Annotated in this window: 22 protein-coding genes; 13 read left to right on the top strand and 9 right to left on the bottom strand. The window is 67.7% G+C overall.

What is annotated here, in order from left to right:
* A partial coding sequence (locus tag QM569_RS10020; RefSeq protein WP_414987087.1) for a lytic murein transglycosylase occupies nt 1-1,173 on the top strand: 1,173 nt, incomplete at its 5' end.
* A gap of 92 nt (nt 1,174-1,265) precedes the next feature.
* Here QM569_RS10020 and QM569_RS10025 read toward each other — a convergent pair.
* The 4 genes from QM569_RS10025 to dnaE all read right to left on the bottom strand — a co-directional run bounded on the left by QM569_RS10025 (nt 1,266) and on the right by dnaE (nt 7,958).
* Nucleotides 1,266-1,523 (bottom strand): DUF2789 domain-containing protein, encoded by a 258-nt coding sequence (locus QM569_RS10025; protein ID WP_414987088.1) that lies wholly within the window; start codon nt 1,521-1,523, stop codon nt 1,266-1,268.
* Between the two features lie 114 nt (nt 1,524-1,637).
* Nucleotides 1,638-3,965 (bottom strand): ATP-dependent Clp protease ATP-binding subunit ClpA, encoded by a 2,328-nt coding sequence (gene clpA / locus QM569_RS10030; RefSeq protein ID WP_414987089.1) that lies wholly within the window; start codon nt 3,963-3,965, stop codon nt 1,638-1,640.
* 59 nt (nt 3,966-4,024) lie between these two features.
* Complete coding sequence (gene clpS, locus QM569_RS10035) at nt 4,025-4,393, bottom strand: ATP-dependent Clp protease adapter ClpS (protein ID WP_414987090.1); 369 nt, start codon at nt 4,391-4,393, stop codon at nt 4,025-4,027.
* 31 nt (nt 4,394-4,424) lie between these two features.
* The gene (dnaE, locus tag QM569_RS10040; RefSeq protein WP_414987091.1) at nt 4,425-7,958 is read right to left on the bottom strand and encodes a DNA polymerase III subunit alpha; all 3,534 of its coding nucleotides are present in this window, start codon (nt 7,956-7,958) and stop codon (nt 4,425-4,427) included.
* A gap of 66 nt (nt 7,959-8,024) precedes the next feature.
* Between dnaE and QM569_RS10045 the strand changes: the two genes are divergently transcribed.
* On the top strand, nt 8,025-8,822 hold the full coding sequence (locus QM569_RS10045; protein ID WP_414987092.1) for an outer membrane protein assembly factor BamD: 798 nt from the start codon (nt 8,025-8,027) through the stop codon (nt 8,820-8,822).
* Nucleotides 8,823-8,909: 87 nt separating this feature from the next.
* Here QM569_RS10045 and QM569_RS10050 read toward each other — a convergent pair whose 3' ends face one another.
* Both QM569_RS10050 and QM569_RS10055 read right to left on the bottom strand, forming a co-directional pair.
* Nucleotides 8,910-9,935: an MBL fold metallo-hydrolase gene (locus QM569_RS10050; RefSeq protein ID WP_414987093.1), complete on the bottom strand. Its 1,026-nt coding sequence runs from the start codon at nt 9,933-9,935 to the stop codon at nt 8,910-8,912.
* Nucleotides 9,936-10,025: 90 nt separating this feature from the next.
* Nucleotides 10,026-10,943 (bottom strand): alpha/beta hydrolase, encoded by a 918-nt coding sequence (locus QM569_RS10055; RefSeq protein WP_414987094.1) that lies wholly within the window; start codon nt 10,941-10,943, stop codon nt 10,026-10,028.
* A 113-nt stretch (nt 10,944-11,056) separates the two neighbouring features.
* On the opposite strand from QM569_RS10055, the gene QM569_RS10060 reads away from it, so the two are divergent.
* Together QM569_RS10060 and QM569_RS10065 are read left to right on the top strand one after the other, a co-directional pair.
* Nucleotides 11,057-11,974 (top strand): AraC family transcriptional regulator, encoded by a 918-nt coding sequence (locus QM569_RS10060; RefSeq protein WP_414987095.1) that lies wholly within the window; start codon nt 11,057-11,059, stop codon nt 11,972-11,974.
* A gap of 4 nt (nt 11,975-11,978) precedes the next feature.
* Complete coding sequence (locus tag QM569_RS10065) at nt 11,979-12,227, top strand: hypothetical protein (RefSeq protein WP_414987096.1); 249 nt, start codon at nt 11,979-11,981, stop codon at nt 12,225-12,227.
* Nucleotides 12,228-12,301: 74 nt separating this feature from the next.
* Here the strand turns inward: QM569_RS10065 and QM569_RS10070 are convergent, their stop codons facing one another.
* The 3 genes from QM569_RS10070 to alaS are packed head-to-tail and all read right to left on the bottom strand — an operon-like array spanning nt 12,302 to nt 15,658.
* Nucleotides 12,302-12,556: a YlcI/YnfO family protein gene (locus QM569_RS10070; RefSeq protein ID WP_414987097.1), complete on the bottom strand. Its 255-nt coding sequence runs from the start codon at nt 12,554-12,556 to the stop codon at nt 12,302-12,304.
* A gap of 2 nt (nt 12,557-12,558) precedes the next feature.
* Nucleotides 12,559-12,987, bottom strand: a complete 429-nt coding sequence (locus QM569_RS10075; RefSeq protein WP_414987098.1) for a putative toxin-antitoxin system toxin component, PIN family — start codon at nt 12,985-12,987, stop codon at nt 12,559-12,561.
* A gap of 46 nt (nt 12,988-13,033) precedes the next feature.
* Entirely contained in the window at nt 13,034-15,658 is a 2,625-nt protein-coding gene (gene alaS, locus QM569_RS10080; RefSeq protein WP_414987099.1) for an alanine--tRNA ligase, read from the bottom strand.
* A 286-nt stretch (nt 15,659-15,944) separates the two neighbouring features.
* On the opposite strand from alaS, the gene QM569_RS10085 reads away from it, so the two are divergent.
* The 9 genes from QM569_RS10085 (at nt 15,945) to QM569_RS10125 (ending at nt 25,074) form a co-directional block, all read left to right on the top strand.
* The gene (locus QM569_RS10085; RefSeq protein WP_414987100.1) at nt 15,945-17,024 is read left to right on the top strand and encodes a porin; all 1,080 of its coding nucleotides are present in this window, start codon (nt 15,945-15,947) and stop codon (nt 17,022-17,024) included.
* A 13-nt stretch (nt 17,025-17,037) separates the two neighbouring features.
* Nucleotides 17,038-17,439, top strand: coding sequence for a hypothetical protein (locus tag QM569_RS10090; protein ID WP_414987101.1), 402 nt, complete (start codon nt 17,038-17,040; stop codon nt 17,437-17,439).
* A 92-nt stretch (nt 17,440-17,531) separates the two neighbouring features.
* Nucleotides 17,532-19,082, top strand: coding sequence for a methyl-accepting chemotaxis protein (locus QM569_RS10095; RefSeq protein WP_414987102.1), 1,551 nt, complete (start codon nt 17,532-17,534; stop codon nt 19,080-19,082).
* Nucleotides 19,083-19,195: 113 nt separating this feature from the next.
* Nucleotides 19,196-20,131 carry a 4-hydroxyproline epimerase gene (locus tag QM569_RS10100; RefSeq protein ID WP_414987103.1) on the top strand — a complete coding sequence of 312 codons (936 nt, stop codon included), beginning with the start codon at nt 19,196-19,198 and terminating at the stop codon, nt 20,129-20,131.
* Nucleotides 20,132-20,148: 17 nt separating this feature from the next.
* Nucleotides 20,149-21,264 carry an NAD(P)/FAD-dependent oxidoreductase gene (locus tag QM569_RS10105; protein ID WP_414987104.1) on the top strand — a complete coding sequence of 372 codons (1,116 nt, stop codon included), beginning with the start codon at nt 20,149-20,151 and terminating at the stop codon, nt 21,262-21,264.
* Between the two features lie 8 nt (nt 21,265-21,272).
* Nucleotides 21,273-21,527, top strand: coding sequence for a 2Fe-2S iron-sulfur cluster-binding protein (locus tag QM569_RS10110; RefSeq protein WP_414987172.1), 255 nt, complete (start codon nt 21,273-21,275; stop codon nt 21,525-21,527).
* Nucleotides 21,524-22,801: an FAD-dependent oxidoreductase gene (locus tag QM569_RS10115; protein ID WP_414987105.1), complete on the top strand. Its 1,278-nt coding sequence runs from the start codon at nt 21,524-21,526 to the stop codon at nt 22,799-22,801. Before QM569_RS10110 ends, QM569_RS10115 begins: the two co-directional genes overlap by 4 nt.
* Before the next feature lie 9 nt (nt 22,802-22,810).
* Entirely contained in the window at nt 22,811-23,476 is a 666-nt protein-coding gene (locus QM569_RS10120; protein WP_414987106.1) for a GntR family transcriptional regulator, read from the top strand.
* A 101-nt stretch (nt 23,477-23,577) separates the two neighbouring features.
* Entirely contained in the window at nt 23,578-25,074 is a 1,497-nt protein-coding gene (locus tag QM569_RS10125; protein ID WP_414987107.1) for an NAD-dependent succinate-semialdehyde dehydrogenase, read from the top strand.
* The last annotated feature ends 30 nt before the right edge of the window (nt 25,075-25,104 follow it).

The raw sequence follows: 25,104 nt of genomic DNA on the forward strand, positions 1-25,104 counted from the left end.
GACACGGCCCCACCGCCGCCCGCCCCCGTGGCCGCCCCGGCGGACGCCCGCGCCGAAGACTTCGCCGCCTGGCGCGCCGCGTTCGCCCAACAGGCCCTGGCTGCGGGCATACGCCCCTCCACCGTGCGCGACGTGCTCGGCCAGGCCCAGTGGCTGCCCCGCGTGGTGGAGCTGGACCGCGCCCAGCCCGAGTTCACGCGCCCGCCCTGGGCCTACCTGGACAGCGCCGTCTCGCCCCAGCGCATCGCCCAGGGCCGCGCCAAACGGGCCGAGCAGCAGGCGGCGCTGGATGCGGCAGCCAGCCGATACGGCGTACCCGCCGAGGTCATCACGGCGATCTGGGGCATGGAGAGCAACTACGGCCAGAACTTCGGCAGCTTCCGCACCGTGGACGCCCTGGCCACGCTGGCCCATGACGGTCGCCGCCGCGCCTGGGCCGAGGGCGAGTTGCTGGCCGCGCTGCGCATCGTGGACCAGGACCACATTGCCGCTGACCGCATGGTGGGATCGTGGGCGGGGGCCATGGGCCACACGCAGTTCATGCCCTCGGTGTTCCTGGCCCATGCGGTGGACGCCGACGGCGATGGCCGCCGCGACATCTGGGGCAGCGTGGCCGACGTGGCTGCTTCCACAGCCAACTTCCTCGCGCATGCGGGCTGGAGGGCGGGCGAGCCCTGGGGCGTGGAAGTGCTGCTGCCGCCCGGCTTCGACTACGCCCGCGCCGAGCTGTCGGTGCGCCAGGCCAGCGATGCCTGGGCTGCCGAGGGCGTGCGCGGCGTGGACGGCGCGCCGCTGCCTGCGCTGCAGGGCGCCAGCATCCTCACACCCGCAGGCGCGCGCGGGCCCGCCGTGCTCGTCGGCCCCAACTTCCGCGCCCTGCTGCGCTACAACAACTCGGCGAACTACGCGCTGGCCGTGGGCCTGCTGGCGCGCCAGATCGACGGCGGCGCGGGCCTGCAAGCGCCCTGGCCGCGCGAACTGCAGCCGCTGTCGCGCGCCGAGGTGCAGGCCCTGCAGCAGGCGCTGAACGCACGCGGCTTCGACACTGGCGCACCCGACGGCGTGGCGGGCCCTGCCACGCGCGCAGGGCTGCGTCGATTCCAGCAGAGCGTGGGGCTGGTGGCGGACGGCTATCCCACCCTGGAATTGCTGCACCGCCTGCGGGCACCTTGACGGGGAATGCTACTGTTTCAATAGCTACCAGTGCTTGATCGACAAGCGCTGGCGGCCTATTTGATTCAAATTTGGGGGAATCGGAGCTGTCTTCACCGTGCCGCGTCGCGCTGCACGGCGTCGTAGTGCAGGGCTTCGCCAAGCTGGTCCACGATCACCGCCCAGTGCGCGTCGGCCTTGAGCTGCTCGGACAGGAACTGCCGCTGCGCGTCCGTCCAGAAAGGGGCATCGCCCAGCGCCACGGCGGTGTCGATCTGGTGGGTCTTGATGAAGCGGGCGATGTCCTGTTCGCCAGCGTCCAGCCCCAGTTGCAGGAACAGGTTGGTCATGGTGGGCTCGGTGGTGATCATGTCGTCGGCTCCTGGTATGGGGTGAAAAGGAATGAAAAAAGCCAGTCACCGCAATGATGACTGGCTCGGGCGCTGAGTCTTGTCAGCGAATGGCGCGAGTGTTGTGGCGACAGGTCAGTCCGCCGTGGCTTCCTCGGGCTCGGTCGGTTCGGACTTGGCCGCGCGGTCCTTCTTGGGCAGCGCCTGGATGTCGAGCAGCACCTCCCCCTTGTCGTCCAGGTCCACCGTCAGGCGCCCGCCTTCGGTCAGGCGGCCGAACAGCAGTTCGTCGGCCAGCGCCTTGCGGATGGTGTCCTGGATCAGGCGCTGCATGGGGCGCGCGCCCATGAGCGGGTCGAACCCCTTCTTGGCCAGGTGCTTGCGCAGCGTGTCGGTGAAGGTGACTTCGACCTTCTTCTCGGCGAGCTGGGTTTCGAGCTGCAGCAGGAACTTGTCCACCACGCGCAGGATGATTTGCTCGTCCAGCGCCTTGAAGCTCACGATGGCGTCCAGCCGGTTGCGGAACTCGGGCGTGAACAGACGCTTGATGTCGCCCATTTCATCGCCCGCCTGGCGCGGGTTGGTGAAGCCGATGGTCGCCTTGTTCATGGTCTCGGCGCCCGCGTTCGTGGTCATGATGATGAGCACGTTGCGGAAGTCGGCCTTGCGCCCGTTGTTGTCGGTCAGCGTGCCGTGGTCCATGACCTGCAGCAGCACGTTGAAGATGTCCGGGTGGGCCTTCTCGATTTCGTCGAGCAGCAGCACGGCGTGCGGCTTCTTGGTGATGGCCTCGGTCAGCAGGCCGCCCTGGTCGAAGCCCACGTAGCCGGGGGGCGCGCCGATCAGGCGGCTGACGGCGTGGCGCTCCATGTACTCGGACATGTCGAAGCGGATCAGCTCGATGCCCATGATGTACGCGAGCTGCTTGGCCGCCTCGGTCTTGCCCACGCCCGTGGGGCCGCTGAACAGGAAGGAGCCGATGGGCTTGTCGCCCTTGCCCAGGCCCGAGCGCGCCATCTTGACGGCAGAGGCCAGCACTTCGAGCGCCTTGTCCTGGCCAAAGACCACGCTTTTCAGGTCGCGCTCCAGCGTCTGCAGCTTGCCGCGGTCGTCGTTGCTCACGTTCGCGGGCGGGATGCGTGCGATCTTGGCGACGATTTCCTCGATCTCGGCCTTGCCGATGGTCTTCTTGCGCTTGCTGGCCACCAGGATGCGCTGCGCCGCGCCCGCCTCGTCGATCACGTCGATGGCCTTGTCGGGCAGGTGGCGGTCGTTGATGTACTTGGCCGACAGCTCGGCGGCGGCCTGCAGCGCGGCTGCAGCGTATTTGACGCTGTGGTGCTCCTCGAAGCGGCTCTTGAGGCCCTTGAGGATCTCGATGGTCTCGGGCACCGTGGGCTCGACCACGTCCACCTTCTGGAAGCGGCGGGACAGGGCCGCGTCTTTTTCAAAGATGCCGCGGTATTCGGTGAACGTGGTCGCGCCGATGCACTTGAGCTGGCCGCTGGAGAGCGCGGGCTTGAGCAGGTTGGACGCGTCCAGCGTGCCGCCCGAGGCAGCGCCCGCGCCGATGAGGGTGTGGATCTCGTCGATGAACAGGATGGCGTTGGGCTTGTCCTTCAGGCTCTTGAGCACGCCCTTCAGGCGCTGCTCGAAGTCGCCCCGGTACTTGGTGCCCGCCAGCAGCGCGCCCATGTCCAGCGAATACACCGTGGCTTCAGCCAGGATCTCGGGCACGTCGTTCTGCGTGATGCGCCAGGCCAGGCCCTCGGCAATCGCCGTCTTACCCACGCCTGCCTCGCCCACCAGCAGCGGGTTGTTCTTGCGGCGGCGGCACAGGATCTGGATGGTGCGCTCGACCTCGTAGTGGCGGCCGATCAGCGGGTCGATGCGACCGTCCTTGGCGGCCTGGTTGAGGTTCTGGGTGAACTGCTCCAGGGGCGATGCCTTTTCGCTGCGCTCGCCGCCACCCGCGCCCTCTTCGCCCTCGGCCTGGTTCTCGGCCTTGGCGGGCTCGGGGGGCTCGCCCTTCTTGATGCCGTGGGCGATGAAGTTGACCACGTCCAGGCGCGTGACGCCCTGCTGGTGCAGGTAATAGACGGCGTGCGAATCCTTCTCGCCGAAGATGGCCACGAGCACGTTGGCGCCCGTCACCTCTTTCTTGCCGTTGCCGGTGGACTGCACGTGCATGATGGCGCGCTGGATCACGCGCTGGAAGCCCAGCGTGGGCTGCGTGTCCACCTCGTCGGTACCGGCGACCTGGGGCGTGTTGTCCTTGATGAAGTTCGTCAGCGACGAGCGCAGGTCGTCGATGTTGGCCGAACATGCGCGCAGCACTTCCGCTGCGCTGGGGTTATCGAGCAATGCAAGCAACAGATGCTCCACGGTGATGAACTCGTGGCGCTGCTGACGGGCCTCGACGAAGGCCATGTGCAAGCTGACTTCCAGTTCCTGGGCAATCATGTGAGAACTCCTTTGTGCTTGCGTGAAAAGAATGACTGTAGATCGGGGCCAAAGACCTGTTATTCAACAGGTTCACTGACACATTGCAGCGGGTGGCCCGCCTTGGCGGCGGCATCGAGCACCTGTTCCACCTTGGTGGCGGCCACGTCGCGCGAATACACGCCGCAGACGCCTTTGCCGTCCAGGTGGATCTTGAGCATGATCTGCGTGGCCGTTTCGCGGTCTTTGGCGAAGAACTCCTGCAGCATGACGATAACGAACTCCATGGGGGTGTAGTCGTCGTTGAGCATGACCACCTGGTGCATTTTGGGCGGCTGGGTGCGCTGGGTGCGCCGCTCCAGCACGACCGAACCGCCGTCGTCCCGCGCAGGCCGGACCACGGGCGGCGCGGTGGGGGTGGAAGGTGGTTTTGTTGCCATGAAATTCATTCTAGCGGCCTCTGCCGTGGCCTGATTCCGGCTATTCGTAAACCACCGTGGCCGCAGCGGACTGCGCCGTCCAGGCGGCCAGGGCCGCGTCGGTGGGGTAGAAGCGGGCGCTGTCGCCCAATTGCAGTTCGGCCACCGCCGTGTCGCCTTCGCCCGCGCAGCGCACGCCCATGCGCACGCGCAAACCGTGGTGCAGCACGTCGCCCTCGGGCAGCTCCTCGCGGCGTGGGGGGAATTCGCGCACCAGGCGCTGCACGTCGGGGCCTTTGTCCTGCACGGCCACGTGCAGGTATTTGCCGAAGCGGCAGCGCGCACCCGCCAGGTCCCACAGCTGCTGCACCTTCACACGCAAGCCGCCGCTGAAGTGGTCCTGCTGCAAGCGGCCCGCGATGACCACGAATTCGTCGTCCTTGAGCTGGTTGCGGTAGGTGTTGAGCTGCGCCTCGTCGGCGGACGCCTCGATCACGCCGGACTTGTCGTCCAGCCGGAACAGCGCCAGCTTGCCGCGCTGGCCGTTGATGACGCGCAGGTCGCTGATGATGCCGGCCAGCACCTGGGGCTCGCGGCTGTCCAGCAGTTCGTCGATGGGAGTGCGCACGAAACGCCGCACCTCGGTGGCGACCTCGTCGAACAGGTGGCCCGAGAGGTAGAAGCCGATGGCCGTTTTCTCTTGCGTGAGCCGCTCCTTGATGCCCCAGGGCAGCACGTCCACCAGCGCGGGCTCCTGCGTGCTGGAGCCATGGGCGTCGTCACCCATCATGTCGAACAGACCGCCCTGGTTCACATTCGCCAGCGTGGCGGCAGCGAATTCGAAGGCGCGGTCGATGGACGCGACCAGCCCGGCGCGGTTGAGGTGCAGCGAATCGAATGCGCCCGCCTTGATGAGCGCCTCCACCGTGCGCTTGTTGATGCGCTGGCGGTCCACCCGAACACAAAAGTCGAACAGGCTCTTGAACGGCCCGGTGGTCGATCCCTGCGGCCCCTCGCCCCGCCCTTCGCGGGCGGCGATGATGGCCTCGATGGCCTGCTGGCCCGTGCCCTTCACGGCGCCCAGACCGTAGCGGATGATCTTGTCGGTGACGGGCTCGAAACGGTACATGCCCCGGTTCACGTCCGGCGGCTCGAAGCTGATGCCGAAGTGCTTGACCGCGTCTTCGTACAGCACCTTGAGCTTGTCGGTGTCGTCCATTTCCACGGTCATGTTCGCGCAGTAGAACTCGGCCGTGTAATGCACCTTGAGCCAGCCCGTGTGGTAGGCCAGCAGCGAGTAGGCAGCGGCGTGCGACTTGTTGAAGCCATAGCCCGCGAACTTCTCCATCAGGTCAAACACCTCGTCGGCCTTCTCCTGGCTGATGCCCTTTTCCGCCGCGCCCTTGCGGAAGATGGCGCGGTGCTCGGCCATCTCCTCGGCCTTCTTCTTGCCCATGGCCCGGCGCAGCATGTCGGCGCCGCCCAGGCTGTAGCCGCCCAGCACCTGGGCGGTCTGCATCACCTGCTCCTGATAGACCATGATGCCGTAGGTCTCGGCCAGCACGGGCTCCACGAGCGGGTGCGGGTACTCCACCGGTTCCTTGCCGTGCTTGCGGTTCACGAAGGTGGGGATCAGGTCCATGGGCCCCGGGCGGTAGAGCGCGTTCAGGGCGATCAGGTCTTCCAACCGGCTCGGACGCGCCTCCTTGAGCATGCCCTGCATGCCGCGCGATTCAAACTGGAACACGGCCTCGGTCTTGCCGTCGGAGAACAGCTTGTAGGTGGGGCCATCGTCCAGCGGGATGTGCTCGAACGCGAAGTTCTCCTGGCCCTTGTGGCGCCGGGTGATGAACTCGCGCGCGATCTCCAGGATGGTGAGCGTGGCCAACCCCAGAAAGTCGAACTTGACAAGGCCGATGGCCTCCACGTCGTCCTTGTCGTACTGGCTCACGGCCGATTCGCTGCCGGGCTGCTGGTAGAGCGGGCAGAAGTCGGTGAGCTTGCCCGGCGCGATCAGCACGCCGCCCGCATGCATGCCGATGTTGCGCGTCATGCCTTCGAGCTTCTGCGCCATCTCGATGATGGTGCGCACGTCCTCTTCCTTGCGCACGCGCTCGTAGAGCAGGGGCTCCAGCTCCAGCGCGTAGTTGTTCTTGTCGCCCTCCTTCTTGGGCTCGGGCGGATAGGCCAGCGTGTAGGTCTGGCCGGGCTTGCCGGGCACCAGCTTGGAGATGCCGTCGCAGAACGTGTAGCTCATGTCCATCACACGGCCCACGTCGCGGATGGCAGCCTTGGCGGCCATGGTGCCGAAGGTGGCGATCTGGCTGACGGCATCCTTGCCGTACTTCTCCTTCACGTAGTCGATCACGCGGTCGCGGTTGGACTGGCAGAAGTCGATGTCGAAGTCGGGCATCGACACCCGCTCCGGGTTCAGGAAGCGCTCGAACAGCAGGTTGTACTGCAGCGGGTCCAGGTCGGTGATCTTGAGCGCATAGGCCACGAGCGAGCCCGCGCCCGAGCCCCGGCCCGGCCCCACGGGGCAGCCGTTGTTCTTGGCCCACTGGATGAAGTCGCCCACGATGAGGAAGTAGCCCGGAAAGCCCATCTTGAGGATGGTGCCGATCTCGAACTCCAACCGCTCCACGTAGCGGGGCCGCTGCCTGTCGCGCTCTGCGGTGTCGGGGTAGAGCAGCGCCAGGCGCTCCTCCAGGCCCTCGAACGACGCCTGGCGGAAGTAATCGTCCATCGACAACCCGCCAGGGATGGGGAAGTCCGGCAACTGCGGCTTGCCCAGCACCAGCGTGAGGTTGCAGCGCTGCGCGATCTCCACCGTGTTGGCGATGGCCGAGGGCACGTCGGCGAACAGCGCTTCCATCTCCGCAGACGACTTGAAATACTGGTCGCGCGTGAACTTGCGCACGCGGCGCGGGTTGGCAAGAATCTCGCCCTCCGCGATGCAGATGCGGGCCTCGTGCGCCTCGTAGTCGTCCGCCGTGGCGAACTGCACCGGGTGCGTGGCCACTACGGGCAGGTTCAGCCGCGCCGCCAACTGGACGGCGGCCACGACGTGGCTTTCGTCATCGGCACGGCCCGCGCGCTGCAGTTCGATGTAGAAGCGGTGCGGAAACAGCCCCGCCAGCCGCAATGCCAGGCTGGCGGCGCCAGGTTCATCACCCCGGAGCAGCGCCTGCCCCACCGGCCCTGCCTGCGCGCCCGCCAGCAGGATCAGCCCTTCCGACAGTTCCTCCAGCCAGGCCCAGGTACACAGCGGCTGGTTCTTGACCACGTTGCGCGTCCAGGCGCGGGCGAGCAGTTCCGACAAATGAAGGTATCCCTGGCGGCTCTGCACCAGCACGACGATGCGCGACGGCGCTGCGCCCGCATCGCCCTCCAGAAAAATCTCGGCCCCCAGGATGGGCTTGACGCCCTTGCCACGGGCTTCCTTGTAGAACTTGACCGCGCCAAACAGGTTGTTGAGATCGGTGATGGCCAGCGCGGGCTGGCCGTCGCGGGCGGCGGCCTTGGCCACCTCGTCGATGCGGTTGGTGCCGTCAACGACGGAAAATTCTGTGTGCAGGCGCAAGTGGACAAACATGGCGGCCATTGTAGAAAGGGCGCGCCGGTACAATTCCCGATCCTGTTTTGCTGAAAGCTGCTTTCGATGCCGCGTTACTCCCTGCCACTCGTTTCCGCTCTGCTGGCCATCGGCCTGTTGGCGGGCTGCTCCAGTACCAGCGATGACAAAACGGCCAACTGGAGCCCCAACCGCATCCACTCGGAAGCCCAGGACGAACTCAACAGCGGCTCCTACGACAAGGCCATTCCGCTGTACGAGAAACTCGAAGGCCGCGCCGCAGGCACCCCGCTGGCCCAGCAGGCCCAGATCGACAAGGCTTACGCGCAGTACAAGTCGGGCGAGAAGGCCCAGGCCATCGCCACGCTCGACCGCTTCATGAAGCTGCACCCCGCCAGCCCCGCGCTCGACTACGCGCTCTACCTGAAAGGGCTGGTCAACTTCAACGACAACCTGGGCCTGTTCTCGTTCATCTCGCGCCAGGACCTGTCCGAGCGCGACCAGAAAGCAGCCAAGGACTCGTTCGAGTCCTTCAGCGAACTGGTCACGCGCTTTCCCGATTCGCGCTACACGCCGGACGCGCGCCAGCGCATGACCTACATCGTCAACTCGCTGGCGCAGTACGAGGTACACGTGGCACGCTACTACTTTCAGCGCGGTGCCTACGTAGCGGCCATCAACCGCGCGCAGGTGGCGCTGTCCGACTACCAGGGCGTGCCCGCGCTCGAAGAAGCGCTGTACATCCTCATCCAGTCCTACGACGCCCTGGGCATGACCCAGTTGCGCGACGATGCGCGCCGGGTGATGGACGCCTCGTACCCGCAGAGCGCCTACCTGCGCAGCGGCTTCAAGGAGAAGTCGGATCCGTGGTGGAAGTTCTGGTGAGCGCGCTGGGTTAGCAATGCGGTGCAATGCCGCAAAAATGATAGCTGCTAGCACCCGACCCATAAGCGCTAGAGGCCAATTTGACTCTTATTTCTGCAGCCGCCACCAGCGGCTGCCCTCCTGCGGCGCGTTCATGTCCACGCGCTCGCCCATCAGGGGCGTGGCCACGCGCACGCCGCGCTCGGCGGCGTAGCGCAGCACCTGCTCGAACGGGTCGTCCCAGGCGTGCATCGCCAGGTCGAACGTGCCGTTGTGGATGGGCAGCAGCCAGCGCCCGCGCAGGTCCTGGTGCGCCTGCACGGTTTCGGGCGGGTGCATGTGGACGTAGGGCCACTGCGCGTTGTAGGCGCCGGTTTCGATCAGCGTCAGGTCGAAAGGGCCGAAACGCTGGCCGATCTCGGCAAAGCCCTCGAAGTAGCCGCTGTCGCCGCTGAAGAACAGGCGAAAGGCGTCGTCCTGGATGACCCACGAGCCCCACAGCGTGCGGTTGCCGTCGGTGAGGCTGCGGCCCGAGAAGTGCTGCGTGGGCGTGAGGGTGAGTTTCAGGCCCTCCACCTCGGTGCCCTGCCACCAGTCGAACTGCGCAATCTTGCCCTGCGGCACGCCCCAGTCCACCAGCCGGTCGCCCACGCCCAGCGGGGCGAGGAACTGCTGCACCTTGCCCGCCAGCTGCCGGATGGCGGCGTGGTCGAGGTGGTCGTAGTGGTCGTAGTGGTCGTGCGACAGGATCACGGCGCGGATGGGCGGCAGTTCGTCGATGCCGATGGGCGGCGCATGGAAGCGCTTGGGGCCCATGAACTGCACGGGCGCGGCACGGTCGCTGAACACCGGGTCGGTCAGCCACCACTGGCCGCGCAGCTTCATCAGCAGCGTGGAGTGGCCCAGGCGGTACAGGCTGCGGTCGGGCGCGGCGTCCAGGTCGGCGCGGGTCAGGCGCTGGATGGGTATGGGCGACGGGGGCACGGTGCCTGCGGGCTTGTTGAACAAAAAGTCCCACCACACGCGCAGCGTGGATTCGGGCATGTCGCCGGGGCCGGGCGGGCGCGGGTTATGAAAGCGCCCTTCGTGCGACTGGGGGGATGCGGCGTAGTCGCCGATAGGGGGTTGCAGCATGGCGTAGGTGGCCCCGGCGATGAGTACAACGAGGGAAAGCCCGCCGACGAGGCGGGCAGCGGATGCAAAACGCACGTTCAACCGCGCGCCTTATGCGCCCAGGTGCTTCTTGTAGAACGGCGCAAGCTTTGCCACCGCCTTGTCGGTGGCCTCGGGCTGGTCGTACAGGTCGTAGTGGGTGGCGCCATCGACGACGTAGAGGTCTTTCTCGCCCTTCACGCGCTCGTACAACTCCCGCCCGTCCTTCATCGAGCCGAACGCGCCAGGCACGCTGCCGGTGATGATCTGGATGGGCTGCACCAGCAGCTCTTCGACCAGGTGGAAGGCATCGAAGGCCAGCACGCTCGCCAGGCTGGTGAAGCGCAGCTTGTTGGGCGCGCAGGCGTTCTGGCCGCGCGGGGTGCGGTAGTACTCCACGGCCTGGATGTGATCGACATCGTTCATGCCCGCCTGCTCGCGCTCCCGCGCGCTGTTGGGGATCCAGGGGGTGACCAGCGGCTCGGCCCCGCGCGCCTCGGCGGTGCGCTGCTTGCCCACGTTCTCCAGCATGGCGGCAGCGCCGTAGCTGCGGTACAGCTTGCCGATGTTGGCGCCGACCACGGAGCCGACGGCCTTGATGCGATGCTCGGTCATGGCAGCGTTCACCGCGTAGCCGCCGCCCGCGCACACGCCCAGCACGCCGATCTTTTCTTCGTCCACATAGGGGAGCGTCACCAGGTAGTCCACCGCGCAGCGCACGTCTTCCACGCGCGTCGCGGGGTCTTCGATGTAGCGCGGCTCGCCGCCGCTTTCGCCCTGGAACGAGGCGTCGAAGGCGATCGCCACGAAGCCCTGCGCGGCCAGCTTGCCCGCATACAGGCCCGCCGTCTGGCCCTTGCAGCTGCTGCCAGGGTGTACGCAGACGATGGCGGGGTACTGCTTGACGGCGTCGAAGCCCGGGGGCAGGTACAACTCGGCGGCCACCTCCCAGGTGCGGTTCTTGAAAGTGACGGATTGCTTTTGGCTCATGCTGTCTTTCCTTGGCTCAATGAATGGGATGGACGCCACTTTAAATGGCCCAAGACGTATGATCCATACATTAGAGTACGCTATTTCATCGCCATCGTACGGATTTATCGCCCATGGACCCGCTTTCCGACGTTCTCTCCCTGCTGCAGCCGCGCAGCCAGTACTACGCGGGCTTCGACGCGGCGGGCGACTGGTCTTTCGACTTTCCGCCGCATGAAGGCATCAAGTTCACCGCCGTGGTGCGCGGCACCTGCTGGGGCATGGCCGACGGGCTGACCGCGCCGGTGCGCTTCGAGGCCGGGGACTGCTACCTGCTCAACAGCGGGCGGCGCTTCGTGCTGTCGTCCGACCCGGCCCTGCCGCCGCAGGACCCGGCCCTGGTCCTGGACGCCGCCGCCCGCGAAGGCATCGCGGTACACAACGGCGGCGGCGAGGTGCTCCTCATCAGCGGGCGCTTCGACTTCTCGGGCCACCATGCCGCCGTGCTGTTCGACGCGCTGCCGCCCATGATCCACATCCCCAGCGCATCGGCCCAGGCCGGGGTGCTGCGCTGGGCGCTGGAGCAATTGACCAGCGAGCTGCGCCAGCAGCAACCGGGCGGCACGCTCATGTCCACGCACCTGGCGCACCTGATGCTGGTGCAGGCGCTGCGGCTGTTCCTGAGCGCGCACGGCGACGCGCCCCGGGGCTGGTTCCTGGCCCTGACCGACCGGCAGATCAGCCCCGCCATCGGCGCCATCCACGCCCAGCCCGACCGCGCCTGGACGCTGGAGCAACTGGCCCGCATCGCAGGCGTCTCGCGCACGGTGTTCGCGCAGCGCTTCAAAGCGCTGGTGGGTAGCACGGTGATGGACTACCTGACGCGCTGGCGCATGCTGCTGGCCGCCGACCGCCTGCGCCGGGGCGGGGAGAAGGTGTCGTCGATCGCGTTTTCGCTGGGGTACGAGTCGGAAAGCTCGTTCAGCGCGGCGTTCAAGCGGACGATGGCGTGTTCGCCCACGCAGTACCGCAGGCAGGTTGCCGGGGGTTAGACCTATGGATCAGAAAATTCGCTTCCCGCTCGTGAGCGTTGGCGTCTTCCTCTGCGTTGCGGCGCTGAGCCTGCTGGTATGGCAGGTATCCGAATCGCACTGTGCTTTCGGATTTGGCGGGTTTCAATGCAATGGATGGGCCAGCGGGTGGAGCGGTTTCCTGTTCGCCTGGTCGCTTCTCGCCCTGGTGCTGGTTCCAGGCGCCCTTGGCGTTGCCGTCTGGCGCATGGTGCGCTGGTACCGCAGCGGGTGAGCCAGAGTTTCAAGCCTTTTTGCCCTCTGGCGCTTATCCATAAAGCACCAGGCGCTATGATTTTTGATGAAATCTCAGGGGCTTGGCAGCCGATCGTCGTCGGCCGGAGCTTGCCCGCCGTCGCGGCGCAGAAAGGCCAGTGCGGCGTCCAGGTCTCCCATGCGGCCGCGCTCCAGAAAATAATCCGCCGTTTTCATCGCGGCCAGCTTTTCGGCCACCGCACTGACGATGAATTGGTTGAGGGTGGAGCCATCTTCACGCGCCACCTGCTCGGCTCCAGCCTTCAGCGACAAAGGCAGACGCAAGGCGTAGTTGCTTTGGGTTCCCATGATCAAGCTCCTTGAAAGTATTGCGCTGGCCCGATGACCGGGATACCAAAGCGCGCTGCCTGCGGCAGAAAGTCGCGCTGGTTGAACGTCACCAGCGTGACGGGCTGCCCCTGCCCCAGACCGTTCACGGCCAGCTCCAGCACCATGTCGTCGTTGGGGTCGCGCAGTTGGGGCCGCCACAAGAATTGGATGGATACGGGCACCAGCACTCGGGCCAAAACGTGAAGCGTGTTGCGCACATCCTCAGGCTGCGCACCGGCTGCCGCCAACTGCTCAGGGCGCATCAGAACCGCCTCGTATTCCATGAACAAGGGCACGCTGCACAACACGGGCACCTGGCGCAAAAGCGCCCGGCGCAGCAACTCGGCAGAGGCCCCTGCCGGGCTGCGCACGGCTGCTACCAGTACATTCGTGTCCAGCACATAATTCATATTGCCAGCAATATATCACTGGCTTCTTGAATTTGCAGCTGGAGGGTCAGGCCCGCTCTGCCACCCAGGCTTGCACGGAGGCCAGCGCCGCTGGCAGCTTGGCCGCATCGGTGCCGCCCGCCATGGCCATGTCGGGCTTGCCGCCGCCCTTGCCGCCCACTTGCTGGGCAACAAAGTTGACCAGTTCGCCCGCCTTCACGCGGCCCGTGCTGTCGGCGGTGACGCCTGCGGCCAATTGCACCTTGTCGCCATCCACCGCGGCGAGCACGATGGCGGCGGTCTTGAGCTTGTCCTTGAGCTTGTCCAGCGTGTCGCGCAGGGTCTTGGCGTCGGCGCCGGGCAGTACGGCGGCCAGCACCTTGAGGCCCTTCACATCCACGGCCTGGGCGGTCAGCTCGTCGCCCTGGGCGGAGGCGAGCCTGCCCTTGAGCGCGGCGACTTCCTTCTCCAGCGCGCGGGCGGCGTCCAGCGCCTGGGCAATGCGGGTGTTCAGCTCGGCAGGCGGCGCCTTGAGGGTACCTGCGACCTGGTGGACCGTGCTCTCCAACTGCTGCAGGTAGGCCAGCGCATTGGTGCCGGTGACGGCCTCGATGCGGCGCACGCCCGCGGCCACGCCGCCTTCGGCCACGACCTTGAACAGGCCGATGTCGCCCGTGCGCTGCACGTGCGTGCCGCCGCACAGCTCGCGGCTGGTGCCGATGTCGAGCACGCGCACGGTGTCGCCGTACTTCTCGCCGAACAGCATCATCGCGCCGGTTTTCTGGGCGGATTCGATGTCCATCAGCCGCGCCTGGGTGGGGGCGTTGGCCAGCACTTCGTCGTTGACGATGCGCTCGATCTCGCGGATTTGCGCGTCGGTGACGGGCGCGTTGTGCGCGAAGTCGAAGCGCGTGCGCTCGGCGTTGACCAGGCTGCCCTTTTGCTGCACGTGGCTGCCCAGCACTTCGCGCAGGGCCTTGTGCATGAGGTGGGTGGCCGAATGGTTGCGCACGGTGGCGGCGCGCACGGCGGTGTTGACCTGTGCCTGCACGGTGTCGCCCACGCTCAAAGTGCCGGCTTCGAGCGTGCCGTGGTGGCCATACACATCGGCCTTGATCTTTTGCGTGTCGCCCACGGCGAAGCGGGCCGAGCCGCTGGTGATGACACCTTCGTCGCCCACCTGGCCGCCGCTTTCCGCATAGAAGGGCGTGGTGTCCAGCACGACGACGCCGCTTTGGCCCTCTTTTAGGGCTGCAGCGCTTGTCCCATCTACATAGATAGCTATGATTTTTGCAGTCTCTGCCAGGTGCTCGTAGCCGGTGAACTGGTTGGCCGCGCCGGTGTAGTCCAGCGCCTTGTCCATCTTGAACTTGCCTGCGGCGCGGGCCTGGGCCTTTTGCTTGTCCATGGCGGCATGAAAGCCTGCCTCGTCCACGCTCACGCCGCGCTCGCGGCACACGTCGGCCGACAGGTCGAGCGGGAAGCCGTAGGTGTCGTGCAGCTTGAAGGCCACGTCGCCCGGCAGCGTCTGGGCGTTGCCTGCGAGGGCGGCGTCCAGGATTTCCATGCCGTTCGCCAGGGTCTCGAAGAAGCGCTCTTCCTCGGCCTTCAGCACCTCGGTGATGCGCTGCTCCTGCTCGCGCAACTTGGGGTAGGCGTCGCCCATCAGGGCCACCAGATCTTTCACCAGCTTGTGGAAGAACGGCGTCTTCTGGCCCAGCTTGTAGCCGTGGCGGATGGCGCGGCGCACGATGCGGCGCTGCACGTAGCCGCGGCCTTCGTTCGACGGGATCACGCCGTCGCTCACTAAGAAGGCGGTGGCGCGGATGTGGTCGGCGATGACCTTGAGCGACGGGTTCGCCAGGTCAGCCGTGTGCGTCTCGCGCGCGGCGGCTTTGATGAGCGTATCGAACAGGTCGATCTCGTAGTTGCTGTGGACGTGCTGCAGGATGGCGGCCAGGCGCTCCAGGCCCATGCCGGTGTCCACGCAGGGGGCGGGCAGCGGGGTGACCTTGCCGGTTTCGTCCATGTCGAACTGCATGAACACGTTGTTCCAGATCTCGATGAAGCGGTCGCCGTCTTCATCGGGGCTGCCGGGCGGGCCGCCGGGGATTTCGGGGCCGTGGTCGTAGAAGATTTCGCTGCACGGGCCGCAGGGGCCGGTGTCGGCCATCATCCAGAAGTTGTCGCTCTTGTAGCGACCGCCCTTGTTGTCGCCGATGCGGATCACGCGCTCGGGCGGCAGGCCGATTTCCTTCGTCCAGATGTCGTACGCCTCGTCGTCCTCGGCGTAGACGGTGGCGAGCAGGCGCTCCTTGGGCAGCTGATAGACCTCGGTCAGCAGCTCCCACGCCCATTTGAGCGATTCGCGCTTGAAGTAGTCGCCGAACGACCAGTTGCCCAGCATCTCGAAGAAGGTGTGGTGGCGCGCGGTGTAGCCCACGTTCTCCAGGTCGTTGTGCTTGCCCCCGGCGCGCAGGCAGGCCTGCACGGAGACGGCCCGGTTGTACGGGCGCTTGTCGGTGCCCAGGAACACGTCCTTGAACTGCACCATGCCGGAGTTGGTGAACATCAGCGTGGGGTCGTTGCCGGGCACCAGCGGGCTGGACGCCACCACGGTGTGGCCCTTGGAGACGAAGAAGTCCAGGAAGGACTTGCGGATGTCGGCGACGGAGAAGGTGGGTGTGCTCATGGGAATGCTGTGCTGGTGGTGCCCGCTGCGGGCGCCCGAAAGGGAACCGGCGATTATAGATTTGCAGCCCCTCGCAGCCCCTTCCCAACCCCCCAGCAGCCCTGCCCCGCGCGGGCTTGCGCGCTGGGCCGTTCGGGACTATGTTTGCCAACAGGCGTGGCGGCTCCTTAATTTCTCCTGATTTTTGTCGAAGCAGGATGAAACCGGGCAGGTTCTCAGTTGCCCGCCGGGGGCCGCAGCGTGCAGCGCCGGACGGCGAGTGAATTCAACGATACAAGGAGACAAGATGATTTTGAAACCATCCGCGCTGGGTGTTGCCGCTGTTGCATCGCTGGCCGCCATCCCCGCCGCTGCGGCAACGCAGTTCGGCGACTACGTGACGCTCAGCGGCTTCGGCACGGCGGGCGTCGTTGCCAGCGACAACGACAAGGTTGACTTCGTTCGAGACGGTGCCCCCAAGGGTGCGGGCGACAACGCCAGCTGGGCGGTGGACTCGAAGATCGGCCTGCAAGCCAACTTCAAGGCGAACGATTGGCTCAGCGCCACGGTGCAGGTGCTCGCCGAACAGCGCCACACACCGGGCGTGAAGGCCGAGTTCGAGTGGGCCTACGTGAACCTGAAGCCGCTGGACAACCTGTCGATCCGCGTGGGCCGCACGGCACCCGCCGTCTTCATGGTGTCCGACTCCCGCAACGTCGGGTACGCGAACACCATGGTGCGCATGCCCAACGACGTTTACGCGCTGAACTCGCTCAAGCGTCTCACCGGCGTGGACGCGACCTACCGGCTGGACACCCCGCTGGGCGGCCTGAGCATCTCCGGCATGGCGGGCGAAGGACTTGCCGTCAGCGGCGGCACGACGAACGACGCCAAGAAGGTGCGCGGCATCAACGCGGTTTTCGACACGGCGGTGGGCTCCTTCAGGCTGGGCCAGGTCAGGACGGACGTACACGTGCAGATGTCCGGCGCCATCGTGCCCTACACGTTCTCAGGCGTCGGCTACCAGTTGGACGTGGACAATTTCGTCGTCATGGCCGAGTACGTGAAGCGGTCGATCAGCGGTCCGTACTCCATCTTTGGCGCCAAGGGCTGGTACGTCATGGGCGGCTACCGCATGGGGCAGTTCACGCCGTACCTCGCGGCGGCCCGGACCCGCGTTGACAACGTGTCGGCCAACGTACTGAACGGCCACGAAAACACCCTGACCGCTGGCGTGCGCTGGGACGTGGTGCCGGGCGCGGCGGTCAAGCTGCAGCTCGACCAGGTCGATCCCAAGGGCGGTCGCGGCATCAGCTTCCCGATGTTCTCGCCCGGCGTTGGCGACAAGACGCGGGTCCTGAGCCTGGCGGTCGATTTCGTGTTCTGAACGGGGGCGAATCATGATGAAGAAACTGATTGCCCTGTTCGCTCTGAGTGCCGCCCTGCTGGGTGCTGCACATGCTGCCGACATCGTCGTCGTCGGCCACCCCAGCGCCGCCGCGCTCACCAAGGACCAGGTCGCCGACGTGTACACCGGCAAGAGCCAGAGCGCCTCGCCAGTGGACCAGCCCGAGTCGGCAGCGATACGCGCGGAGTTCTACAAGAAGGCCACCGGCAAGGACCCGGCGCAGATCAAGGCGCTGTGGTCGCGCCTGACCTTCTCGGGCAAGGGCCAGCCGCCCAAGGAAGTGGCTGACTCCGCAGCCGTCAAGAAGGCCGTCGCTGCCGATCCGAAGGCCATCGGCTACATCGAGAAGACGGCTGTCGATGCCAGTGTGAAAGTGCTGGTCGGCATCGACTGACGCCGACGGCCAGCGCCAGCCCAGCGCAGCGGCGAGCCCAGCGCTCACCGCTGCCTTTGCCGCACAAGCGAATCCACGAACGGGAAATCGGCATGAAATTCAAAACCAAGATCTGGATGCTGCCCGTCTGCGCCGCAGCCGTCTTCGTCGTGGGCTGCCTGATCAGCTACGCCGTGGGTACCAGCACCTCCGCGACCCTGGAGCGCCTGCGCCAGCAGGACTACCCGGCGCTGGAGGTCATCACCAAGATCGAGCGCAACGTCGAGAACTTTCGCCTCACGCTGCAGGCGGCCGCCGCCGAAGGCGACGAGGACAAGCTCAAGGACCTGCAGACCCTGGCCGCAGCGACCCTGGGCAGCGTGGACGCGCTGGCGAACATCGAAGGCCAGGGCGAACTGGCAGCGCAGCTGCGCCAGGGCGCCAACGCGTACCAGAACGCGGGCCTGGGCGCCATCGGCGCCATGCTGGGCAAGAAGGATGTCGGCGACCAGCTCACGCAGATGCAAAAGCACATGGCCGCGCTGGACGGCCAGATCGCCGCGAGCAAGCAGCAGGCCGCCCAGACCGTCGAGAGCACGCAGGACGCGCTGGCCACCGGCGTGCGCCGCAGCCTGATGGTGGTGCTGGGTACCTGCCTGGCCGCGCTGCTGACGCTGGGCGTGGCCTCCAAGCTCATCGTGGCCTCGGTCTGGAAGGACCTGGGCGACGAGCCCACGCGCCTGAGCCAGGCCATGCGCAGCATCGCCGAAGGCGACCTGTCGCCCGGGGTGGCCAGCGCGGCAGCGGGCGCGCACGTCGGCTCGATGAGCGCGGCGCTGGGCGGCATGGTGGCGCAGCTGCGCCGAACCATCGGGCAGATCCGCCAGGCCGTCGAGTCGATCAACACCGCCTCCAGCGAAATCGCCAGCGGCAACCAGGACTTGAGCGCGCGCACCGAGAGCACGGCATCCAACCTGCAGCAGACCGCCAGCGCCATGGAGCAGCTCACCAGCACCGTCGGGCAGACCGCCGAATCGGCGGTCCAGGCGCGCACGGTCGTCGGCACGGCGGCCCAGGCTGCCCAGCGCGGCGGCGACATCGTGACGCAGGTGGTGACCAACATGACCGAGATCAACGCCGCCTCGCGCAAGATCACCGACATCATCGGCGTCATCGACGGCATTGCTTTCCAGACCAACATCCTGGCGCTCAACGCTGCGGTGGAGGCGGCACGGGCGGGCGAGCAGGGGCGCGGTTTCGCCGTGGTGGCCAGCGAGGTGCGCAGCCTGGCGCAGCGCAGCGCGCAGGCGGCCAAGGAGATCAAGACGCTGATCGGCGTGTCCAGCGAAAAGGTCGAGAGCGGAACGCAGCTGGTCAACGACGCGGGCGCGGCGATGCGGGAGATCGTGGCCGGAGTGCAGAACGTCACCAGCATCATTGCCGAGATCAGCGACGCCGCCAGCGAGCAGTCCTTGGGCATCGGCAACGTCAACCAGGCGGTGGCGCAGCTGGACCAGATGACGCAGCAGAACTCGGCCCTGGTCGAGCAGTCGGCGGCGGCCGCAGGCAGCCTGCGCGAACAGGCACAGCAGCTGGCCGATGCCGTCGCGGTATTCCGCGTAGGCGCCGCCTTCCACCAGGAGCTGAAGGCGATTTCACACTGAAGGTGTGCCGCGCCGGGTTTCAGGGAGACCGGCAGTCTGCGGGCAGCATGTTTACAACGTGCGCCATGCTGATATATTAGAAATATCTTTCTATGCTCCCGCACGCACCACCCATGAAACGCATCCAGATCCTCGACTCCCACACCGGCGGCGAGCCCACGCGGCTGGTGCTGGGCGGCTTCCCCGACCTGGGCACGGGCAGCATGGCCGAGCGCCGCGCCCTGCTGGCCGCGCAGCACGACGCCTGGCGCGCGGCCACGGTGCTGGAGCCGCGCGGCAGCGACGTGGTCGTGGGCGCCCTGCTCTGCACGCCCGCCGACCCGGCGAACACGGCGGGCGTGATCTTCTTCAACAACACCGGGTATCTGGGCATGTGCGGCCACGGCACCATCGGCCTGGTGGCGTCGCTGGCCTACCTGGGCCGCATCGCGCCGGGCGAGCACCGCATCGAGACGCCCGTGGGCACCGTCACCACCACGCTGCACGGGGACGGCTCGGTCAGCGTGCGCAACGTGCCCGCCTACCGGCTGCACCACCGGCTGGCGGTGCAGGTGCCAGGCCACGGCACGGTGGTGGGCGACGTGGCCTGGGGCGGCAACTGGTTCTTCCTGGTGTCGGATCACGGCCAGCGCGTGGCCAGCGACAACCTGGAAGCGCTCACGGCCTACACCTGCGCCTTGCAGCAGGCGCTGAAGGACCAGGGCATCCGGGGCGACGACGGCGGCGAGATCGACCACATCGAGCTGTTCGCCGACGACAGCGAAGCCGACAGCCGCAACTTCGTGCTCTGCCCGGGCCGGGCCTACGACCGCTCGCCCTGCGGCACCGGCACCAGCGCCAAGGTGGCCTGCCTCGCGGCAGACGGCAAGCTGCAGCCCGGCCAGGTGTGGCGCCAGGCCAGCATCATCGGCAGCCAGTTCGAGGCCAGCTACGCGCTGCAAGGCGACGGCAAGATCATCCCCACCCTGCGTGGCCGCGCCCACATGAGCGCCGAAGCCACGCTGCTCATCGAAGACGGCGACCCTTTCGGCTGGGGCATCCGGCTCTAAAAAGAAGGGGCGAACCCATGCAGCACGCGGACGTGATCGTCATCGGTGCAGGTATCGTCGGCGCCGCCTGCGCCCACGTGCTGGCGCGCCACGGCCTGCAGGTGCTGGTGCTGGACGCCCGCCTGGGCGGCGCCACGGCCGCAGGCATGGGCCACCTGGTGGTGATGGACGACAACCCCGCCGAGCTGGCCTTGAGCCAGGCATCGCTCGCGCTGTGGCGCGACTGGGCCCCGCGCATGATGGCCGACCAGCCCGGCTGCGCCTATACCCGCTGCGGCACCCTCTGGCTGGCCGCCAACGACGCCGAGATGGCAGGCGCCGAAGAAAAAGCCCGCCGCCTGCAGCAGCACGGCCTGGCCTGCGAGCTGCTGGACGCCGCCGCCCTGCGCCGCCTGGAACCCGCGCTGCGCCCCGGCCTGCAGGGCGCGCTGAAGGTGAGCGGCGACAGCCTGGTCTATGCCCCCCTCGCCGCCCAGTGGCTGCTGCAGCACGCGCCACGGCCCATCCGCGCCGAGCAGGCAGAAGCCACCCGCATCGACGGCAATGGCCGGGTGCAGCTGGCCGACGGCTCCTGGCGCGCAGCCGGGGCCGTGGTGCTGGCCGCGGGCATCCACGCCACGCGCTTCTGTCCCGAGCTGCCCATACGCCCCAAGAAGGGCCACCTGCTCATCACCGACCGCTACCCTGGCACCGTGCGGCACCAGTTGGTGGAGCTGGGCTACATCAGCAACGCGCACCGGACCGAGGGCACGTCCGTGGCCTTCAACCTGCAGCCGCGCCCCACGGGGCAGCTGCTGCTGGGCTCCTCGCGCCAGTTCGACACCACCGACCCCGCTGTGGATGACGACGTGCTGGCCCGCATGCTGCGCCGCGCGCTGGACTATGTGCCTGGCCTGGCGGAGCTGAACGCCATCCGCACCTGGACGGGCTTTCGCGCGGCCACGCCCGACAGCCTGCCCATCATCGGCCAGCACCCGCACCACGACCGGCTGTGGCTGGCCGTGGGCCACGAGGGTCTGGGCGTAACCACCGCGCCCGCCACCGCCGAGCTGCTGGCCGCGCAGATGACCGGCGGCCTGGCGCCGCTGGACCCCGCGCCCTACGCGGCGCAACGCTTCCCGCTTGCGGCATGACGACACCCATGCAAGTCCTCATCGACGGCATGCCCGTCCAGATCGCCCCGGGGCACACCGTAGCGGCTGCGCTGGCCCTGCGCCCCCCGGGCTGCAGCCGCACATCGGTGTCGGGCGAGCGCCGCGCGCCCTTCTGCGGCATGGGCATCTGCCACGAATGCCGCGTGCTGGTGGACGGGCGCCGCCGCCTGGCCTGCCAGACCCTGTGTGCCGACGGCATGGCCATCGACACCCGCACCCACCCCGCCGGAGACCCGCCATGAACGGCACCGCGCAGCACTGCGACCTGCTCATCGTGGGCGCAGGCCCCGCAGGCATGGCCGCCGCGCTGGCGGCAGCACCCCGGGGCCTTGCCATCACGCTGGTGGACGACAACATCCACCCCGGCGGCCAGATCTGGCGCGACGGCCCCGGCGTGGCCCTGCCGCCCCTGGCGCGCCAGCACCGCGACGCGCTGGCGCGCCACCCCAACATCCGCCTGCTGTGCGGCACCCGCGTGGTGGGCCTGGGCGGTCCCGCCGCGCCAGGCGATGCGCCCGCCCTGCTGCTGGAAGACGCCGAACGCGGCTGGACCCAGCACAGCCGCCGCCTGATCCTGTGCAACGGCGCGCGCGAACTGCTGCTGCCCTTCCCCGGCTGGACGCTGCCCGGCGTGACCGGCGCGGGCGGGCTGCAAGCTCTCGTCAAAGGCGGCGTGCCGGTGCGCGGCCAGCGCATCGTGGTGGCGGGCACCGGCCCGCTGCTGCTGGCGGCGGTCGACACCGCCCGCAAGGCCGGTGCGCAGGTGCTGCGCATCGCCGAGCAGGCCGCGTGGCAGGCGCTGGCCGCATTCGCCCTGCAGTTGCCGCGCTGGCCCGCCAAGGCCCTGCAGGCCGCCACCCTGTTCAACCCCCGCTGGCGCGCGTCCAGCCACGTGCTGCGGGCCGAGGGCGCGGGCGCGCTGGAGCGCGTGACGCTGCAGCGCGGCCCCCGCCCGGAAAACCAGGAAACCCTGGCCTGCGACCGGCTCGCCTGCGGCTTCGGCCTGGTACCCAACACGCAACTGGGGCAACTGCTGGGCTGCGGGCTGAACGCCCGCCAGGGCCTGCAGGTGGATGCGCTGATGGCAACCACGGTACACGGCGTCCACGCGGCGGGCGAATGCACCGGCTTTGGCGGCAGCGAACGCGCCCTGCTCCAAGGCGCCATCGCCGGTCACGCCGCCACTGGCGACACCGCCCGCGCCCAGGCCCTGTGGCCCGCACTGGCCCGCTGGGAAGGCTTTGCCGACCTGCTGCACAGGCAGTTCCAGTTGCGCGACGCCGTGCGCCACCTGGCCGCGCCCGACACGCTGGTGTGCCGCTGCGAGGACGTGCCGCACCAGGCGCTCGCGGGCCGCACGGGCTGGATCGACGCCAAGCTCCACACCCGCTGCGGCATGGGCGCCTGCCAGGGCCGCGTCTGCGGCGCAGCCGCCCAGGTGCTGTACGGCTGGACGCCAGCCCCGCCGCGCCACCTGCTGGCGCCCGTGCGCATAGGCACCCTGGCCCGAGACTAAGATTCACCCATGCCCGCGACACCCGCCCGAGACCCCGCCCCCAAGCGGCGCGCCGCCGACGTGGCCTACGACGCCATCGAGGCCATGATCTGCACCCTGCAACTGCAGCCCGGCTCGCCGGTGGTCGAGGCCGACATCGTGCAGCGCACCGGCCTGGGCCGCACCCCCGTGCGCGAGGCGCTGCTGCGCATGGTGTCCATCGGCCTCATCGCGCAGCAGCCCCGGCGCGGGCTGCTGGTGTCGCACATCGACCTGGCCGACCACCTGGACGTGATCCAGACCCGCCGCGTGCTGGAATGCCTGATCGCTTCCTGCGCCGCCCGCCGCGCCACCGCGCCGCAGCGCCAGGCCATCGTGCGGTGCGCCGAGCAGATGGTGGAGGCCGCAGAGCGCAGCCATCTGGACGACTACATGCTGGCCGACCACGCGCTGGACGTGGTCACGCACCAGGCTTGCCAGAACCACTCTGCCGTCAAGTGCGTGCAGCCGCTCATCGTGCAGTGCCGCCGCTTCTGGTACGCCTACCAGCACGAAGGCGAGGTGTCCGAGGGCGCGCGCGCCCACATGCACCTGGCCCAGGGCATCGCCACCGGCGACGAAGCCCGCGCCGTGGCCGGGGCCCACCAGCTCATGGACTACCTGGAACGCTTCGCCCGGCGCATCATCGACCAGTGACTCCCGCCGTGATACTTCTTTTTTGATAGCTACTAGTGCTTGCTGCATAAGCGTTGGAAGCCAATTTGGCTTAAATTCTTTTCATTCTCGGAGGCAACATCATGGACATGAAGACATCCCCCCTGGCGCAGCTCAACGACCCCAGCCTGCTCCAGACCGGCGGCCTCATCAACGGCCAGTGGGTGGCGGGCGCCAGCCGCTTCGACGTACACGACCCGGCCACCGGCGCCAAGCTGGCGGACGTGGCGAACCTCGGCCCGGCAGACGCCGAGGCCGCCATCGCCGCCGCGAATGCCGCCTGGCCCGCCTGGCGCAGCAAGACCGCCAAGGAGCGCAGCACCATCCTGCGCAAGTGGTACGACCTGCTGATGGCGAACCAGGACGACCTGGGGCGCATCATGACCGCCGAGCAGGGCAAGCCCCTGCCCGAAGCCAAGGGCGAGGTGGCCTACGGCGCGAGCTTCGTCGAGTGGTTCGCCGAAGAGGCCAAGCGCGTGAACGGCGAGACGCTGCCACAGTTCGACAACAACCGGCGCCTGCTGGTGCTCAAGCAGCCCATCGGCGTGTGCGCGGCCATCACGCCGTGGAACTTTCCGCTCGCCATGATCACCCGCAAGGTCGCGCCCGCGCTGGCTGCGGGCTGCCCCGTGGTCATCAAGCCTGCCGAGCTGACGCCCCTCACCGCCCTGGCCGCCGCCGAGCTGGCGATCCGCGCGGGCATCCCCGCCGGGGTGCTGAACATCCTGACCGCCGACAGCGACAACTCCATCGCCATCGGCAAGGTGCTGTGCGCGAGCGACGTGGTGCGCCACATCAGCTTCACCGGCAGCACCGAGGTGGGCCGCATCCTGATGGCGCAGTCGGCCCCCACGGTCAAGAAGATGTCGCTGGAGCTGGGCGGCAATGCGCCCTTCATCGTGTTCGACGACGCCGACATCGACAGCGCCGTGGAAGGCGCCTTCGCCAGCAAGTACCGCAACGCGGGCCAGACCTGCGTGTGTACCAACCGCTTCTACGTGCAGGAAGGCGTCTATGACGAGTTCGTGCGCAAGTTCGCCGCCAGGGTCAAGACCGCCAAGGTCGGCAACGGCTTCGAGGCGGGCGTGAACCAGGGCCCGCTGATCGAGGAAGCGGCCCTGGTCAAAGTGCAGCGCCACCTCGATGACGCCATCGCCAAGGGCGGCACGGTGGTCACCGGCGGCCAGCGCCTGAAAACCCTGGGCAGCGGCCAGTTCTTCGAGCCCACCGTGGTCGCCAACGCCACGCCCGACATGCTGTGCGCCCGCGAGGAGACCTTCGGCCCCTTCGCGCCCGTCTTCAAGTTCAAGACCGAGCAGGAGGCCATCGACGCCGCCAACCACACCGAGTTCGGCCTGGCGAGCTACTTCTACAGCCGCGACGTGGGCCGCATCTTCCGCGTGGGCGAGGCGCTCGAATACGGCATGGTGGGCATCAACGTGGGCATCCTCGCCACCGAACACGTGCCCTTCGGCGGCGTCAAGCAGTCGGGCCTGGGCCGCGAAGGCTCTCACCACGGCATGGACGACTACCTGGAAATCAAATACCTGTGCCTGGGCGACATCCAGGCCGCCAAATAAAAGTGACGCCTGGCCGCAGTTGCTGCGGTA

Origin of the sequence: Acidovorax sp. (assembly GCF_047607405.1) — a bacterium.
In the GTDB taxonomy this organism is placed as follows: domain Bacteria; phylum Pseudomonadota; class Gammaproteobacteria; order Burkholderiales; family Burkholderiaceae_C; genus Acidovorax.

What these genes read in the sequence shown, in the direction of transcription:
- QM569_RS10065 (WP_414987096.1), top strand. Translation starts at nt 11,979, where the DNA reads ATGGATCAGAAAATTCGCTTCCCGCTCGTGAGCGTTGGCGTCTTCCTC.
- alaS (WP_414987099.1), bottom strand. Translation starts at nt 15,658, where the DNA reads ATGAGCACACCCACCTTCTCCGTCGCCGACATCCGCAAGTCCTTCCTG.
- QM569_RS10100 (WP_414987103.1), top strand. Translation starts at nt 19,196, where the DNA reads ATGAAACGCATCCAGATCCTCGACTCCCACACCGGCGGCGAGCCCACG.
- clpS (WP_414987090.1), bottom strand. Translation starts at nt 4,393, where the DNA reads ATGAATTTCATGGCAACAAAACCACCTTCCACCCCCACCGCGCCGCCC.
- QM569_RS10070 (WP_414987097.1), bottom strand. Translation starts at nt 12,556, where the DNA reads ATGGGAACCCAAAGCAACTACGCCTTGCGTCTGCCTTTGTCGCTGAAG.
- clpA (WP_414987089.1), bottom strand. Translation starts at nt 3,965, where the DNA reads ATGATTGCCCAGGAACTGGAAGTCAGCTTGCACATGGCCTTCGTCGAG.
- QM569_RS10120 (WP_414987106.1), top strand. Translation starts at nt 22,811, where the DNA reads ATGCCCGCGACACCCGCCCGAGACCCCGCCCCCAAGCGGCGCGCCGCC.
- dnaE (WP_414987091.1), bottom strand. Translation starts at nt 7,958, where the DNA reads ATGTTTGTCCACTTGCGCCTGCACACAGAATTTTCCGTCGTTGACGGC.
- QM569_RS10110 (WP_414987172.1), top strand. Translation starts at nt 21,273, where the DNA reads ATGCAAGTCCTCATCGACGGCATGCCCGTCCAGATCGCCCCGGGGCAC.
- QM569_RS10050 (WP_414987093.1), bottom strand. Translation starts at nt 9,935, where the DNA reads ATGCTGCAACCCCCTATCGGCGACTACGCCGCATCCCCCCAGTCGCAC.
- QM569_RS10115 (WP_414987105.1), top strand. Translation starts at nt 21,524, where the DNA reads ATGAACGGCACCGCGCAGCACTGCGACCTGCTCATCGTGGGCGCAGGC.
- QM569_RS10095 (WP_414987102.1), top strand. Translation starts at nt 17,532, where the DNA reads ATGAAATTCAAAACCAAGATCTGGATGCTGCCCGTCTGCGCCGCAGCC.
- QM569_RS10055 (WP_414987094.1), bottom strand. Translation starts at nt 10,943, where the DNA reads ATGAGCCAAAAGCAATCCGTCACTTTCAAGAACCGCACCTGGGAGGTG.
- QM569_RS10025 (WP_414987088.1), bottom strand. Translation starts at nt 1,523, where the DNA reads ATGATCACCACCGAGCCCACCATGACCAACCTGTTCCTGCAACTGGGG.
- QM569_RS10105 (WP_414987104.1), top strand. Translation starts at nt 20,149, where the DNA reads ATGCAGCACGCGGACGTGATCGTCATCGGTGCAGGTATCGTCGGCGCC.
- QM569_RS10045 (WP_414987092.1), top strand. Translation starts at nt 8,025, where the DNA reads ATGCCGCGTTACTCCCTGCCACTCGTTTCCGCTCTGCTGGCCATCGGC.
- QM569_RS10090 (WP_414987101.1), top strand. Translation starts at nt 17,038, where the DNA reads ATGATGAAGAAACTGATTGCCCTGTTCGCTCTGAGTGCCGCCCTGCTG.
- QM569_RS10075 (WP_414987098.1), bottom strand. Translation starts at nt 12,987, where the DNA reads ATGAATTATGTGCTGGACACGAATGTACTGGTAGCAGCCGTGCGCAGC.
- QM569_RS10085 (WP_414987100.1), top strand. Translation starts at nt 15,945, where the DNA reads ATGATTTTGAAACCATCCGCGCTGGGTGTTGCCGCTGTTGCATCGCTG.
- QM569_RS10125 (WP_414987107.1), top strand. Translation starts at nt 23,578, where the DNA reads ATGGACATGAAGACATCCCCCCTGGCGCAGCTCAACGACCCCAGCCTG.
- QM569_RS10060 (WP_414987095.1), top strand. Translation starts at nt 11,057, where the DNA reads ATGGACCCGCTTTCCGACGTTCTCTCCCTGCTGCAGCCGCGCAGCCAG.